Annotated in this window: 14 protein-coding genes; 8 read left to right on the top strand and 6 right to left on the bottom strand. The window is 58.4% G+C overall.

Annotation, left to right across the window (positions count from 1 at the left end):
• Positions 1-2 precede the first annotated feature (2 nt).
• On the bottom strand, positions 3-638 hold the full coding sequence (locus GZ093_RS10150) for a PilN domain-containing protein (protein WP_296485522.1): 636 nt from the start codon (positions 636-638) through the stop codon (positions 3-5).
• Entirely contained in the window at positions 635-1714 is a 1080-nt protein-coding gene (locus GZ093_RS10145) for a pilus assembly protein PilM (protein ID WP_296485520.1), read from the bottom strand. Before GZ093_RS10145 ends, GZ093_RS10150 begins: the two co-directional genes overlap by 4 nt.
• Positions 1715-1983: 269 nt before the next feature.
• Between GZ093_RS10145 and GZ093_RS10140 the strand changes: the two genes are divergently transcribed.
• Complete coding sequence (locus GZ093_RS10140; RefSeq protein ID WP_296485518.1) at positions 1984-4380, top strand: penicillin-binding protein 1A; 2397 nt, start codon at positions 1984-1986, stop codon at positions 4378-4380.
• On the opposite strand, the gene cyaY is transcribed toward GZ093_RS10140, so the two are convergent.
• The gene (gene cyaY, locus GZ093_RS10135) at positions 4370-4699 is read right to left on the bottom strand and encodes an iron donor protein CyaY (RefSeq protein ID WP_296485516.1); all 330 of its coding nucleotides are present in this window, start codon (positions 4697-4699) and stop codon (positions 4370-4372) included. The genes GZ093_RS10140 and cyaY overlap by 11 nt on opposite strands.
• A gap of 12 nt (positions 4700-4711) precedes the next feature.
• Between cyaY and GZ093_RS10130 the strand changes: the two genes are divergently transcribed.
• Together GZ093_RS10130 and lysA are read left to right on the top strand one after the other, a co-directional pair.
• Positions 4712-4921 carry a lipoprotein gene (locus tag GZ093_RS10130; protein WP_296485513.1) on the top strand — a complete coding sequence of 70 codons (210 nt, stop codon included), beginning with the start codon at positions 4712-4714 and terminating at the stop codon, positions 4919-4921.
• Positions 4918-6207, top strand: a complete 1290-nt coding sequence (gene lysA / locus GZ093_RS10125) for a diaminopimelate decarboxylase (RefSeq protein WP_296485511.1) — start codon at positions 4918-4920, stop codon at positions 6205-6207. The genes GZ093_RS10130 and lysA overlap by 4 nt, the downstream gene beginning before the upstream one ends.
• A 39-nt stretch (positions 6208-6246) precedes the next feature.
• Here lysA and GZ093_RS10120 read toward each other — a convergent pair whose 3' ends face one another.
• The 3 genes from GZ093_RS10120 to GZ093_RS10110 all read right to left on the bottom strand — a co-directional run bounded on the left by GZ093_RS10120 (position 6247) and on the right by GZ093_RS10110 (position 8310).
• Positions 6247-6888: a protein-methionine-sulfoxide reductase heme-binding subunit MsrQ gene (locus GZ093_RS10120; protein ID WP_296485509.1), complete on the bottom strand. Its 642-nt coding sequence runs from the start codon at positions 6886-6888 to the stop codon at positions 6247-6249.
• The gene (gene msrP / locus GZ093_RS10115) at positions 6888-7895 is read right to left on the bottom strand and encodes a protein-methionine-sulfoxide reductase catalytic subunit MsrP (RefSeq protein WP_296485507.1); all 1008 of its coding nucleotides are present in this window, start codon (positions 7893-7895) and stop codon (positions 6888-6890) included. The genes GZ093_RS10120 and msrP overlap by 1 nt, the downstream gene beginning before the upstream one ends.
• 103 nt (positions 7896-7998) lie before the next feature.
• Complete coding sequence (locus GZ093_RS10110) at positions 7999-8310, bottom strand: hypothetical protein (RefSeq protein ID WP_296485505.1); 312 nt, start codon at positions 8308-8310, stop codon at positions 7999-8001.
• A 26-nt stretch (positions 8311-8336) separates the two neighbouring features.
• Here GZ093_RS10110 and GZ093_RS10105 point away from each other — a divergent pair, with 26 nt between their 5' ends.
• The 5 genes from GZ093_RS10105 (at position 8337) to GZ093_RS10085 (ending at position 14899) form a co-directional block, all read left to right on the top strand.
• On the top strand, positions 8337-9305 hold the full coding sequence (locus tag GZ093_RS10105; protein WP_296485504.1) for a peptidoglycan DD-metalloendopeptidase family protein: 969 nt from the start codon (positions 8337-8339) through the stop codon (positions 9303-9305).
• Between the two features lie 164 nt (positions 9306-9469).
• Positions 9470-12235: a preprotein translocase subunit SecA gene (gene secA, locus GZ093_RS10100; protein WP_296485503.1), complete on the top strand. Its 2766-nt coding sequence runs from the start codon at positions 9470-9472 to the stop codon at positions 12233-12235.
• Between the two features lie 98 nt (positions 12236-12333).
• The gene (gene argJ, locus GZ093_RS10095) at positions 12334-13563 is read left to right on the top strand and encodes a bifunctional glutamate N-acetyltransferase/amino-acid acetyltransferase ArgJ (RefSeq protein ID WP_296485501.1); all 1230 of its coding nucleotides are present in this window, start codon (positions 12334-12336) and stop codon (positions 13561-13563) included.
• Positions 13560-14438, top strand: coding sequence for an ATP-binding protein (locus GZ093_RS10090; RefSeq protein WP_296485499.1), 879 nt, complete (start codon positions 13560-13562; stop codon positions 14436-14438). Before argJ ends, GZ093_RS10090 begins: the two co-directional genes overlap by 4 nt.
• Before the next feature lie 5 nt (positions 14439-14443).
• On the top strand, positions 14444-14899 hold the full coding sequence (locus GZ093_RS10085; RefSeq protein ID WP_296485558.1) for an NUDIX domain-containing protein: 456 nt from the start codon (positions 14444-14446) through the stop codon (positions 14897-14899).
• The last annotated feature ends 115 nt before the right edge of the window (positions 14900-15014 follow it).

Below are 15014 nucleotides of genomic sequence, written 5' to 3'. Positions count from 1 at the left end.
GCCTATTGCTTGACAGGAGTTGCGGCGGCTGGCACCGAGCCTGCAGCACTGACTGCAACGCGCGATTTTTCGGCTTCGCTGGCGCGCATCAAATGAACGCGGATGGTGAAGTTGGCAACGCGTCGCTGCTCGCGGGGTGGCAGCGTCACAGAGCCCGCTACGATTTCAATCAGCTCCGGCTTGGAAAACCAGGGCGTGTTGTTCCCCAAATTGCGCAACAGCTCGGACACGCGCTCATTGGACTGGGCCACGCCTTGCAGCGTCACCGTCTGGTTGTCCTGGCGCATGCTCACGATGTACACCCCATCGGGCAATTGCTTGACCAATTCGGTCAGCAGGTGAACCGGTAAATTCCGGTCGGCCTGCAAGTCTTCAACGGCTTGCTGGCGCGCGCGCAAGGCGGCAATTTCAGATTCAAGACCAGCGATATCTTTGATTTGGGCATCAAAACGTTTGATCTCGGTCTGCAGCAACTGGTTTCGCCCCTGTTGATCGGAGATCTGGGACTGGAATGCCAGAAAGATGATGCCGGCGAGCAAACCACCGGCCAGGGCTGCCAGCCCCAAACTGACATTGAAAACATCTTTGCGAAGTTTGCGCGCCGCTTCGCGGTGCGGCAGTAGATTGATCAGTATCACTGCATGAACCTCCGTAATGCCAGTCCGCAGGAGGTGAGATAAGACGGGGCTTCTCGTGACATTTTCTTCAAACGAACCCCTTCGCCAATTTCCATGCCTTCAAACGGATTGACCAACGTGCAGGCGAAGGTGGTGTGTTGTGTGACGGCTGCCGTCAAGCCCGGCAATGCCGCCGAGCCGCCTGCCAGCATCACGTAGTCAACCTTGTTGTGCGGCGTGCTGGTAAAGAAGAATTGCAGGGCACGACCGATTTCCTGCACCATGCTTTCAACAAAGGGGCGCATTACGCTGGCTTCATAGTCGTCGGGCAGTTCGCCGTTGCGCTTTTTGCTCTCAGCTTCTTCCAGTGAAAAGCCATACTGGCGCACGATCAACTGCGTGAGTTGCGCCCCGCCGAAGGCTTGATCCCGGTCGTACAAGACTTCGTCGTCGCGAATGACCTGCATACTGGTGGTCTGCGCTCCCACTTCAAAAAGGGCGACGATATTGCCGACCCCTTTGTTGGGGAGTCTCTCGATCAAGCGACTGGTCGCCAGACGGGAGGCATAAGATTCGATGTCCACAATCACGGGCTTCAAGCCAGCGGCTTCCGCCAAGCCCTGGATATCCTGCACTTTTTCCCGGCGGGAGGCTGCAATGAGTACCTCCACATCGCCAGCAGACGTGGCGCTGGGTCCGACGATGCAAAAATCAAGACTGACTTCGTCCAACGGGAATGGGATGTACTGGTTTGCCTCAGTCTCGACCTGCATCTCCAACTCCTGGTCGGACATGCCTCCCGGCAGTGTTATCTTTTTAGTGATAACCGCCGACGGCGGCAGGGCCATTGCGACATTCTTTGTTTTGGTTCCGCTTTTTTTCAGCAAACGGCGCACTGCATCGGCCACTTCATCGAACTTCTCGATGTTGCCGTCAGTTATCCAGCCACGCTCAAGCGGCACAATCGCACAGCGTTCAAGCACCAGATTGCCAGCTTTGTCTTGACCCAATTCGACCATTTTCACACTGGAAGAGCTGATATCCAAACCTAGCATGGGGGCGGGCTGACGACTAAACAAGGACCCCAATGAGATCAAAACTATCCCCTGAAAATGGCCAATCACAGATCGGCGAAACTTAAGACTTCACTTCAATGCTAGCAGCAAGCCCATTGTCCCGCCAAGGTTTTTCCAGATTCTAGGGATTACCAGTGTTGCCAAAAGTAGACGTTTTGGACTCCGTCTGGCTTTGCACCAGCGGTCCAACAGGCCGCAGCAAGCCGGCCGCCGACAATAGCGGATACTAGCGCGCCAAAACTATAAGAACTTCATTTTTATAATGACAACGAGTGTCTACCAAGTTTTCTATGCCTTCCATATCACCCGCTAGCGAGCCCAGTTCATCCAACAACAAGGTCAATTCCGGCGCCAACGTCCTGAATGGGCTGCTGCGCATCGTGTTGTGGGGCGGTGGCTTATTGCTGGCAGGGGTCTTGTCGATCCTGATCATTGTTGCGATCGCAATGGCCGTTGCGTTTCCGAATTTGCCCGACATTTCAGACTTGTCTGATTACCGCCCCAAGTTGCCTTTGCGCGTGTACTCAGCGGAAGGTGTTTTGATTGGTGAGTTTGGCGAGGAGCGCCGGCACCTGACGCCAATCAAGGATATCCCGAAGGTCATGGTGGATGCGGTTCTGGCCATTGAGGACGCACGGTTTTACGAGCATGGCGGCGTCGATTACAAGGGCGTACTGCGCGCGGCGCTGGCCAACCTGGGGCGCATCAAGAGCCAGGGCGCGTCCACCATCACCATGCAGGTGGCGCGCAACGTTTACCTGTCAACAGAAAAAACCTACACCCGCAAGATCTATGAAATTTTGCTGACCTTCAAGCTGGAACACATGCTGAGCAAGGATCAGATTCTTGAAATCTACATGAATCAGATTTTTCTGGGCAACCGTGCCTATGGTTTTGCCGCTGCCTCTGAGGCGTATTTTGACAAGCCGCTGAAAAACATTACAGTGGCAGAAGCGGCCATGCTGGCTGGATTGCCCAAGGCGCCGTCCGCCTACAACCCGATCGTCAACCCAAAGCGTGCCAAGGCACGCCAGTTGCACATCATTGATCGCATGCAGGAAAACGGCTTCATCACGGCCGAACAGGCTCAGGCCGCCAAGCAGGAAGAGTTGAGCATCAAGTCCAGTGCCGAGCACGCCAAAGTGCACGCCGAGTACGCGGCTGAGACCGTACGGCAGTTGATGTTTGCGCAGTATGGCAATGAGACCTACACCCGTGGCTTGAACGTGTACACCACTCTGCGCGCGGCCGACCAGGACGCAGCGTATAAGTCCTTGCGGCGGGGCATCATGGATTTTGAGCGACGCCAGATTTACCGGGGCCCGGAGGAATTCGTCGCCCTGCCGGCCGATCCGCAGGAACTGGAGGACGCGATTGACCAGGCATTGGCTGAGCACCCTGACAACGGCGACGTGATGTCGGCAATGGTCTTGACCGCCGATCCGAAGAAAATAACCGCGCTGCGTCTGAATGGCGAAACCGTTGAAATCACGGGCGCCGGCCTCAAGCCGGCCCAGTCAGGCCTGTCGGACAAAGCACCCCCGAACATCAAGGTTCGCCGAGGTGCCGTGATTCGGGTCACCAAAACGCCAAAAAATACTTGGGAAATCACGCAGTTGCCTGAAGTCGAAGGTGCTTTTGTGGCGCTGGACCCGCGCAGTGGCGCCATCAAGGCCTTGGTCGGTGGTTTTGACTTTGAAAAGAACAAATTCAACCATGTCACGCAAGCCTGGCGCCAACCCGGCTCCAGCTTCAAACCATTCATCTATTCCGCAGCCCTCGAAAAAGGCTTTACACCGGCAACCATCGTCAACGATGCCCCGCTCTTCTTCAGCGCCGGCGTGACCGGCGGCCAGCCTTGGGAGCCCAAAAATTACGATGGAAAATTTGAAGGGCCCATGACGATGCGCCGGGGGCTGGCCAAGTCCAAGAATATGATCTCCATTCGGATTCTGCAGGCGGTGGGCGCGCAAAATGCGCAGGATTGGGCGACCCGTTTTGGCTTTGAAGCTGACAAGCATCCCGCCTACCTGACGATGGCCTTGGGCGCCGGCTCCGTCACGCCTCTGCAAATGGCGTCGGCCTACTCGGTCTTTGCCAATGGTGGCTACCGCGTCAATCCCTGGCTGATCAGCAAGGTCACCGAGCAGAAGGGCAAAGTCCTGGTGGAGACCAGACCTCCTGTGCTTGACGAATCAATGCGGGCGATTGATGCGCGCAATGCTTTCATCATGGACAGTTTGTTGCAGGAAGTCACCCGCAGTGGCACGGCGGCGTCCGCGCAGGCTATTTTGAAGCGCCCTGACTTGTATGGCAAAACCGGCACCACCAACGACTCCATGGACGCGTGGTTTGCCGGATTCCAGCCCACGCTGGCGGCAGTGAGCTGGATTGGCTACGACACACCGCGCAAACTCGGTGCGCGCGAAACCGGTGGCGGCTTGAGCCTGCCGATCTGGATCAGGTACATGCAGGAGGCACTCGCCCAAGTGCCGGTCGCTGAGCTGGCCGTGCCCGAGGGTGTCGTCAACTCGGGCGGTGAATGGTTTTATACCGAATATGCCAACAGGGCGGGCGTCACCAGTGTCGGGCTGGACGATCCTTCGGCTGCGCAAGACGGCAGCCAGCCGATTCAGATGCCGCCCGCTGACGAAAGAAAGCAAATTCTGGACTTGTTCAGGAATTGAGCACCAGCGGGCAGCCTGCCTGCTCACTGGCACAGCGCGACAAATTGGCAAAAAACTCGCTTTGGCCCTTGGTATCAAGCCACTGGTTGATATCAAATTTGTAGTGATAACCGCCCGACTTGGCCGCCAGCCAGATTTCATGCAAGGGCTTTTGCAGGTTGATGACAATCTGGCTCTTGTTTGAAAACACGAGCGTGACCATGCTGCCGACGCGCTGGTTGTCGATATCGGCCAGCGCCTGGTCATTGATACGGTCGCAACTGGTTTCAACCGCCTGGAGCAGATTTTCGGCGCGGTCCATGAATTCAAGGTCGGTCATTACAATTTCACCATGTTGAGATTTCTGCAAATTCTAGTCAGTGCCATTGTCCTCGCCAGCAGCGCGGTGAGCCTGTCGGCCTGTGGCCAGCAAGGCCCGCTGTATTTGCCGCCTGAACCAGCCGCTGTAAAACGGACCACCTGGCCCGAGGCGCAGACGGTCCCGGCACCTGCCAGCCAACCCGCCCATGCAGCCTCGGCTGCCACCCCCGCGCCCCAATGACACACGAAAATCTTCCCGGCCAGCCTCATCTTGCCTACCGGGGCAACGAACTTTATTGTGAAGAAATTCGAGTGAGTGATCTGGCAAAAGACCATGGCACGCCACTTTTTGTCTACTCGAAAGGCGCCATGCTGGCGGCATTGGCCGCTTACCAGCGCGGCTTCGCCGGGCGCAAGGTTCAGATCTGCTACGCCATGAAAGCCAACCCCGCGCTCGGCGTGATTGAGGTTTTTGCCGAAGCCGGTTGCGGCTTTGACATTGTCTCGGGCGGTGACTTGGAGCGCGTGCTGGCTGCAGGCGGCCAGCCTGGCAAGATCATTTTCTCCGGCGTCGGCAAGACGCGTGCGGAGATGCGGCGTGCGCTTGAGGCCGGCATTGGCTGCTTCAACGTCGAGAGTGAAGCGGAGCTTGAAGTCCTGAGTCAGGTGGCGCTGTCCTTGGGTGTTTGCGCGCCGGTGAGTATCCGCGTCAATCCCAACGTCGACCCCAAGACCCACCCCTACATTTCCACCGGTCTGAAAGACAGCAAGTTCGGCGTGGCGCATGAGCGCGTGTTGCCAACCTACCAGCGCGCCGCGAAGCTGGCCGGCATCCGTGTGCTTGGTATCGATTGCCACATTGGCTCCCAGATCACGCAAGAAGATCCTTACCTGGACGCAGTGGAGCGCATGCTGGACTTGGTGGAAGCGATTGAAGCGGTGGGCATTCCTCTGCAGCACATCGATTTTGGTGGAGGCCTGGGCATTGACTACAGCGGCGAGACACCGCCCGATGCCGGGGTGCTCTGGCAAAAGCTGTTGGCTCGTCTTGATGCGCGGGGCTTTGGCCAGCGGGATTTGATGATCGAGCCGGGGCGATCGCTGGTGGGTAATGCCGGTGTGTGTGTGTCGGAGGTGCTGTACCTCAAACCCGGAGAGCACAAGAACTTCTGCATCATCGACGCCGCCATGAACGATTTGCCGCGTCCGGCCCTGTACCAGGCGTTTCACCAGATCGTCCCCTTGAATCCACGCCAGGATGTGCCCGAGACCTGGGATGTGGTGGGGCCGATCTGCGAAAGTGGCGACTGGCTCGGTCATGACCGCAGTCTGGCGGTGCAACAGGGCGACCTGTTGGCGGTGCTCTCAAGCGGCGCTTACTGCATGAGCATGGCGAGCAACTACAACTCACGTGGTCGCGCCGCTGAGATTCTGGTGGAGGGTTCCCAAGCGCACCTGATCCGACGCAGGGAGACGATGGCAGACCAGATGCAAAGCGAGCGTCTGGTTGGAATTAAATCAAAATAACTATTGTTTTGATAGCTGCTTAAGCATATTGGACGGGGGCTAGAGACAAGTTTTTCTTATAAACATGGTCAAACGCCAGGCCAGCAGCGAGCCTAGAATCAACGCGTAAACCAATACTTCGGCAAAATCGTTTTTGCCCGCGCGCATCCAGAAAAAGTGCAGCAGCGCCAGCCCGGCAACGACATAAACCAGCCGGTGCAAAAACTGCCAGCGCTTGGCGCCCAGCGTCTTGATGGCACGATTGAAGGACGTCAAAGCCAGCGCGGTGAGCAGCACAAAAGCCGAAAAACCCACCAGAATGAACGGGCGCTTGATGATGTCGCGCCCGATGTCGGCCACATCAAAGCCCATGTCAAAACCGCTGTAGCTCAGCAAGTGCAGCGTAGCGTAGAAATAAACGAACAAACCCAGCATGCGTCGAAAACTGGCCAGCGCCGGCGTGTTGCTCAGGATCCGCAGTGGCGTAACTGCCAGCACCAGGCACAGGAAGCGCAACGTCCAGTCCCCGGTGGCGCGAACCAGCGCCTCGGCCGGGTTGGCGCCAAGCTGATCAAAGATCGCAGCGTAGAGCAGCCAGAAAAATGGCAACAGCGACAAGCCAAAGGCGGTGGGCTTGGCCAGACGGTGGCGCAAAAGCGGCTTCAGCCCCGCTGCTGGCCGTAGCCAGGCGAGCGCCGACATCAGAAGAACTTCTTGAGGTCCATGCCCGCGTAGAGCTGCCCGACCTGCGCCTCATAGCCATTGAACATCAGCGTCTTGCGCTTCTTGGCAAACAAACCGTCTTCGCCGATGCGCCGCTCGGTCGCCTGGCTCCAGCGCGGGTGGTCCACGTCCGGGTTGACGTTGGAGTAAAAACCATATTCATTGGCAGCGGCCTTGTTCCAGGCGGTGGCGGGCTGCTTGTCGGTGAATCGGATTTTGACCAGGCTCTTGCCACTCTTGAAACCATATTTCCACGGCACCACCAATCGCACCGGAGCCCCGCTTTGATTGGGCAGCACCTCGCCATACATGCCGAAACTCAGCAGGGTCAGCGGATGCATGGCTTCGTCCAGGCGCAAGCCCTCCACATAGGGCCAATCGAGCACCCGTGAACCGACACCCGGCATGGTCTTGGGGTCGGCCAGTGTGACAAATTCAACATACTTGGCGCTGCCCAGCGGCTCCACTTTTTTGATCAACTCACTGAGCGAATAACCGATCCACGGGATCACCATCGACCAGCCTTCCACACAGCGCAACCGATAAATGCGCTCTTGCTGAGCGCTGAGCTTGAGCAGGTCTTCGAGGGCGTAACGCGCGGGTCTTTTGACCAGTCCTTCAATCTCGACGGTCCAGGCGCTGGTCTTAAGCGTATGGGCGTTGCTGGCCGGATCAGCCTTGTCAGTACCAAATTCATAGAAATTGTTGTAACTGCTGGCATCCTTGTAGGGCGTGAGCTTTTCCATCGTCGCGGCCCCGGCGACTGCGGATTTGATGCTCGGCAAGGGCGCCAATTTGCCTGGCCGTGGGGTGCCAATAGCGCTTTGCGCCAGTGCTTCACGCGAAGCCCACGTGGTGATGGCTGCCCCCGCGGCGCCAGAGGCCAGCAGTTTGATCAGGTCGCGTCGACCAGCATAGATAGCCTGATCAGTGATTTCGCTGGTGCTTGGCTGGCCATAGCCATCGCGATTGGTTTTGATAAGCATGGTGGGGTCCTCGTTGCAGGTTAGTCGCGGGAAAACGTGCATTCTTACAATCAAGCACTGGTACATTATTCAAGCTGGCGGGCGATGATGCTGGCGTGGGGATTTAGCGGCTGCGCGTCACTTGGACCTTGAGCCGAATTGAGTTAACCTCCCACCCGTTGACTCGCAAATGAGACTGCAGTGCGGGTAATAGCTGGCGAATTTTTGCGGCGGCTGCGTTGTTGTCCAGAAGCAGGCACCACACCGGGCCCTCAATCGGGCCGGCCTGGATCGCTGAAAGTAGTGCGGCGGGGATGAGCGATTCAACAGCCTTGAGTCGCGCCGCCGAGTCCCGTGTGAGCTCCGTCAGTCGCGCCAACGTGGGCGAGTCCTGACTCGCCTGTAAGAGCGAGACGGCATGGTGGCGGCGGTTCATGAGTGGCTTATTGAGGAACTGTTTGAATGCAATTGATTATCACGGATGCCTGGCTCGCCAAGAGTCGCACCATACAACTGACTGGCAGCAAGCTGGTTGTGGCGGCATTGCTGGCCGCATTGATCTTGATCGTACTGGCGGCCGGTGTTTACCACTATGTGTTTTTGAAGGGTGCCAGAGACGGGTGGCCGGTCGTGGGCTCGTTGTTGCGCGTCGTCGTCAAGGATGAATTTGCCCAGCGTGACCGCTTTATGCGTGAGAACCTCGATGTGCTGGCCCGCAAGCTGGGCCAAATGCAGGCCAAGCTGACGCAGTTGGAGTCCCTGGGTGAGCGTGTTTCGGGCTTGGCCGGGGTTAACCCGGCCGAAATAAGAAACCAGCCGGGCCAAGGCGGCCCGCTGGTGTCGGGCCGCTCCTTGTCAATGCAGGAGTTGCAAGCCACGCTGGACGACCTGGCGCGCCTGACCGATCAGCGGACCGACTTGTTGACGGTGCTGGAGTCGCGCTTGTTTGAGCAGAAGGTCCGCAACATGATGGTGCCGACGCAGCCGCCGGTGATATCGGCCACTGTGGGCTCAGCTTTTGGCTGGCGCCTGGATCCGTTGACCGGGCGCTCGGCGCTGCACACTGGTCTGGATTTTCCGGCCGTGACTGGGACCCCCATTGTGGCGGCTGCTGGTGGCGTGGTGGTGACACAGGCGTTTCATCCCGAGTACGGCAACATGATTGAAATTGACCACGGCAATGACCTCATCAGCCGCTACGCCCATGCATCCAAAGTAATGGTCAGGAAGGGCGACTTGATCAGGCGTGGGCAGAAAATTGCCGAGGTCGGCACCACCGGGCGCTCGACCGGGCCACATTTGCACTTTGAAGTGCTGGTGCAGGGTATTCCGCAAGACCCCCAGAAGTTCCTGACGGCCGGGCAGCACCTGGCAACGCCTCAATTGGCCAAGCAGATGGCTGCTGCGCCAGCCTGGCCAAGTCATCCCTGAAGTCACCCGGGCGGGCACAGCTAAAATGGCGTTTTTGTTTTCTCCGCACGGCGTATTTCGTCAGGCGCTTGCGCTTCGCGACTTTGAGCTCATTTCATCAAGATTAATAAAAGGATTGCGCTGTTCTGTCGGCCCTGGTGGGTTGGCGGGCCGGTCTTGCATTCATGGCCACTAACATCCTCACTAAAATTTTCGGCAGTCGCAATGACCGCCAACTCAAGCAGTACCGCAAAAGTGTGGTGCGCATTAACGCGATGGAGACTGAGCTTGAAAAGCTGTCTGACGACGCGTTGCGCGGCAAGACCCAGGAGTTCAAGGATCGCATCGCCAAGGGGGAATCCCTGGATGCCCTGTTGCCCGAGGCGTTTGCCGTGGTGCGAGAGGGTTCCAAGCGTGTGATGAAGATGCGCCACTTCGATGTGCAGTTGCTCGGCGGCATGTCGCTGCACAACGGCAAGATTTCCGAAATGGGCACCGGTGAAGGCAAGACCCTGACCGCCACCATGCCGGTGTACCTCAATGCGTTAACGGGTAACGGGGTTCACGTTGTCACGGTCAATGACTACCTGGCCAATCGCGATGCGCAGTGGATGGGCAAGCTCTACAACTTTTTGGGTTTGAGCGTGGGTATCAACCTGCCCAACATGGCGCGCGAGGAAAAGCAGGCGGCCTACCGCGCCGACATTACCTATGGCACCAACAACGAATACGGCTTTGACTACTTGCGCGACAACATGGTCTATGAGGCCACTGACCGGGTGCAACGGGGCCTCAATTACGCCATTGTGGATGAGGTGGATTCGATCCTGATTGACGAGGCGCGCACGCCGCTCATCATCAGCGGCCAGGCAGAAGACCAGACTGACCTCTACCTCGCGATCAAAAAAGTGGTGCCCCTGTTGCAACGCCAGGAAGGCGAAGAAGACATTCGCACCGGCGAAGGCGTCACCAAGCCGGGTGACTTCACGGTGGATGAAAAAAGCCACCAGGTGTTCCTGACGGAGCAGGGGCATGAGAGCGCTGAGCGCATCCTGTCCGAACTCGGGCTGATTCCCGAAGGCGCTACCCTGTACGACCCGGCCAACATCACGCTGATGCATCACCTGTATGCAGCGCTGCGCGCCAAGCATCTCTATTTCCGCGACCAGCACTACGTGGTGCAAAACGGCGAGATCGTGATCGTCGACGAGTTTACTGGTCGCTTGATGACGGGGCGGCGCTGGAGCGAGGGACTGCACCAGGCGGTGGAGGCCAAGGAGGGCGTCGCCATTCAGCCTGAAAATCAGACCATGGCGTCGATCACGTTCCAGAATTACTTCCGCCTGTACGGCAAGCTGGCGGGCATGACCGGCACGGCTGACACCGAAGCCTACGAGTTCCAGGAAATCTACGGACTTGAGACGCTGGTGATGCCGCCGAACCGTCCGAGTCGGCGCGACGACCAGTTGGACCGTGTCTACAAGACCACGCGTGAAAAATACGAGGCGGCCATCAAGGACATCCGGGAATGCTACGAGCGCGGCCAGCCGGTGCTGGTTGGTACCACCTCGATCGAAAACTCCGAAATCATTGCTGATTTGCTGGAAAAAGAAAAGTTGCCGCACCAGGTGCTTAATGCGAAGCAGCATGCGCGCGAAGCCGACATCATTGCCCAGGCCGGGCGCTCCAAAGTCATCACCATCGCCACCAACATGGCAGGTCGGGGGACCGATATTGTGTTGGGCGGCAACATCAGCAAGGACCTGGAAGCGGTGGAGGCAGATGAATCGTTGAGCGCCGAGCAGAAAAAACAGCAGATTGACGCGATCCAAGCGCAGTGGGTGCAAGAGCACGAAAAGGTCAAGGCCTTGGGTGGTTTGCGCATCATTGCGACCGAGCGCCACGAGTCGCGCCGTATTGACAACCAGTTGCGGGGCCGCTCTGGCCGCCAGGGCGATCCTGGCTCATCGCGCTTCTACCTCAGCCTGGATGACTCGCTGATGCGAATTTTTGCTGGCGACCGGGTCAAGGCGATCATGGATCGGCTGAAGATGCCCGATGGCGAGGCGATCGAGGCGGGCATTGTGACTCGTTCAATCGAGAGCGCTCAGCGCAAGGTGGAAGCGCGTAACTTTGACATGCGCAAGCAGTTGTTGGAGTACGACGATGTCGCCAATGACCAGCGCAAGGTCATCTATCAGCAGCGCAATGAAATTTTGGACGCTAGCGACCTGACGGCCCAGATTGCCTCTTTGCGTGCCGGCTGTTTTGACGATCTGGTGCGTCAGTATGTGCCGGCGGAATCGGTCGAAGAGCAGTGGGACCTGGCCGCACTGGAGAAGGTGCTGACGGACGAATGGCAGCTGGAACTGGCCTTGCAGCAGCAGGTCAGCGCAGCGAGCGCGATCACGGATCATGATCTATTGACCAGCGTGCAACTGGAGGCCGACAAGGCCTTTGAAGCCAAGGTGGCGCAGGTGGGTGGTGAAAACTTTACCCAGTTTGAGCGCATGGTGCTGCTGCAAAGCATTGATACCCATTGGCGCGAACACTTGAGTGCGCTGGACTATCTGCGCCAGGGCATTCATTTGCGCGGCTATGCCCAAAAGCAGCCGAAACAGGAATACAAGCGCGAGGCTTTCGAGCTCTTCAGCCAGTTGCTGGATGCCGTCAAGAATGATGTCACCAAAGTGCTGATGACGGTCAAGGTTCAATCCAGCGAGCAACTTGAACAAGCCGCTGAGGAGATGGAGAGCCGCGGCGAAAGCATTGCCAATGTGACCTACATTGCACCAACCGAGACCGGCGAGGTTGAGACCATTGTCGACGAGGAAACCTTCAGAAAGAAATCGACCATTCCAGGCTCGGAAGTGCCGCGTGTCGGTCGCAATGAACTGTGTCCTTGTGGCAGCGGCAAGAAGTACAAGCACTGCCACGGCAAGCTGGCCTGACGCAGGTACGCACGCTATCAACGGGCCCTGGTTTATCTCCGCGGCCCATTTTTTTGGCCTGAGTTTTGGATCATCCAATCCTGATTTGAAAGAAAATTATGTCTGTCAATTTGCCCGCTCCCAACCCAGCCGAGCTTTATCCGATCGCCGGCGTGCGCATCGGCGTGACTGAAGCCGGCATCCGCAAGGCCCAGCGCAAGGATTTGACCGTGGTGCTGATCGATCCGGGTGCGTCGGTGTCGGGTGTCTTCACCCAGAACCGGTTTTGCGCAGCGCCAGTGCAACTGTGCAGGCAACATCTTGCCAGCGGTGCGGGCATACGCGCCCTGCTCATCAATACCGGCAACGCCAACGCCGGCACGGGTGAAGATGGACGCGCCCGTGCCCTGGGCACTTGTCTGGCGTTGGCCCGCAAGCTCGACATATCTGCGGCGCAAGTGCTGCCTTTTTCCACTGGTGTCATCATGGAAACCCTGCCGGTTGAGCGGATCGAGGCCGGGCTGGACGGTGCGCTGGCGGACGTGCGCGAAGACAACTGGCTGCGCGCCGCCGAGGGCATCATGACCACCGACACCGTGGCCAAAGCATTTGGAACGCAGGTCATGATTGGCGGCGCGTTGGTGAGCATCACCGGCATCAGCAAAGGCGCGGGCATGATTCGCCCCAATATGGCCACCATGCTTGGCTTTATGGCGACCGACGCCTGTGTCAGCCAGGTCGTGATGCAACAGCTGGCAACAGCAGTGGCTGAGGGGTCGTTCAATCGGGTGACGGTCGATGGCGACACCTCCACCAATGACTCCTTTGTAGTGATCGCCACCAACAAAGCCGCGCATGCGCCGATTGAATCGCTGGACAGTCCTGACGGGCGAGCGCTTCTGGCTGCCATGTTGGGCGTTGCCAAGAAGCTGGCGCAAGCGATCGTGCGCGATGGCGAAGGTGCAACCAAATTCATCACTCTCCAGGTGGAAGGCGGCAAGACCCCGTCCGAGTGTCGCCAGGTGGCCTATGCCGTTGCCCATTCGCCGCTGGTGAAGACGGCGTTTTTTGCCAGTGATCCCAACCTGGGTCGCATCCTTGCTGCGGTCGGTTACGCGGGCATCAACGATCTGGATCAGACGCGCATCGATCTGTATCTGGACGATGTGCATGTGGCTACCCGGGGCGGGCGCCATCCGGCGTATCGGGAGGAAGACGGCCAGCGCGTTATGAAGCAGAGCGAAATTGTGGTGCGGGTGTTGTTGGGGCGGGGCGATGCGATTGATACCGTCTGGACCTGTGACCTGAGTCACGAGTACGTCACGATCAACGCGGACTACCGCTCGTGAACGAGCAATTTGGGCACTTGCTGGCGCGTGCCGAGCAGCTGATCAACCGCATTGAGTCGGTGCTGCCGCATGCGTTGACGCCGCCTGATTGGGGCGCTGGCGTGGCTTATCGCTACCGCAAGCGAAGCGCTGGCCGAGCTGCGCTGGAGCCGGTGCGCCATGTCGGCGCCATGCGGCTGTCAGACCTGAAAGAGGTTGAGCTGCAAAAGGAGAAGATTCAGCGCAACACCCTGCAGTTCGTCAATGGCCAACCGGCCAACAATGTGCTGCTGACGGGGGCCCGTGGTACCGGCAAGTCCTCGCTGATCAAGGCCTGCCTGAACGAGTATGCGCAGCGCGGTTTGCGCCTGATCGAGGTTGATAAGGCCGATCTGGTTGACCTGCCGGACATCGTCGATGTGGTGTCGGACCGGCCTGAGAAATTTATCGTGTTTTGCGACGACCTCAGTTTTGAAGAGGGTGAGCCCGGTTACAAAGCCCTCAAGTCCATCCTGGATGGCTCGGTGGCCACCACCACCGCCAATATTCTGATCTATGCCACCAGCAACCGGCGCCATTTGTTGCCGGAATACATGCGCGAAAACCTGAGCTACACCCACACCGATGACGGCGAGGTGCATCCTGGTGAGGGCGTGGAAGAAAAAATATCGCTCTCGGAGCGGTTTGGCCTGTGGGTCAGCTTTTATCCGTTCAATCAGGATGAATATCTGGCCATCGTGGCGCAGTGGTTGAGCTCATTTGGGGTGGCCGCACCTGCCATTAAAGCCGCCCGACCTGACGCCCTGGTGTGGGCCTTGGAACGGGGTTCACGCAGTGGCCGGGTGGCCTACCAGTTTGCGCGTGACTATGCGGGTCGCCATGCCACTGCTGCATGAGCGAGATGCTCGTCGCTGACGCCGGGTTGCCGCGCCATGGCGGGGCCAATCGCCCGGTTGTGGATGTCGCGGTGGGGGTCCTGATCCGCCCTGAAGGTGATTTCTTACTGACTTCCCGGCCGGCGGGCAAAGTCTATGCCGGCTACTGGGAGTTTCCGGGTGGCAAGCTGGAGCGCGGTGAAAGCGTGGCCCAAGCTCTGCAGCGCGAACTGCAGGAAGAGCTCGGCATCACGATCGGTCCCGCAACGCCCTGGCGCGTTGAAATGGTGGACTACCCCCACGCGCTGGTGCGGCTGAACTTTTGCAAGGTTCTTAGCTGGACGGGCGAATTGGAGATGCGCGAAGCGCAGTCCTTCGAGTGGCAGCAGTTGCCGGTGCAGGTGGCGCCGGTTTTGCCCGGCACCGTGCCCGTGCTGCAATGGCTGGCGGCTGAGCGCGGTTTCGAAGGTGCTACGTATTAAGTAGCTGCTGACGCATATAAGACGAATACGAAGGGACTTCCCGCTTCCCGGTAACGGCATCAAGTGCCAAGATTGGGTTTGGAAGTCAATCTGCAACCTTTAGAAGGAGAAGTCC

Source organism: Rhodoferax sp. (assembly GCF_010365055.1).
Classification (GTDB): domain Bacteria; phylum Pseudomonadota; class Gammaproteobacteria; order Burkholderiales; family Burkholderiaceae_C; genus Rhodoferax.
This window is presented reverse-complemented; position numbering and strand designations above follow the sequence as displayed.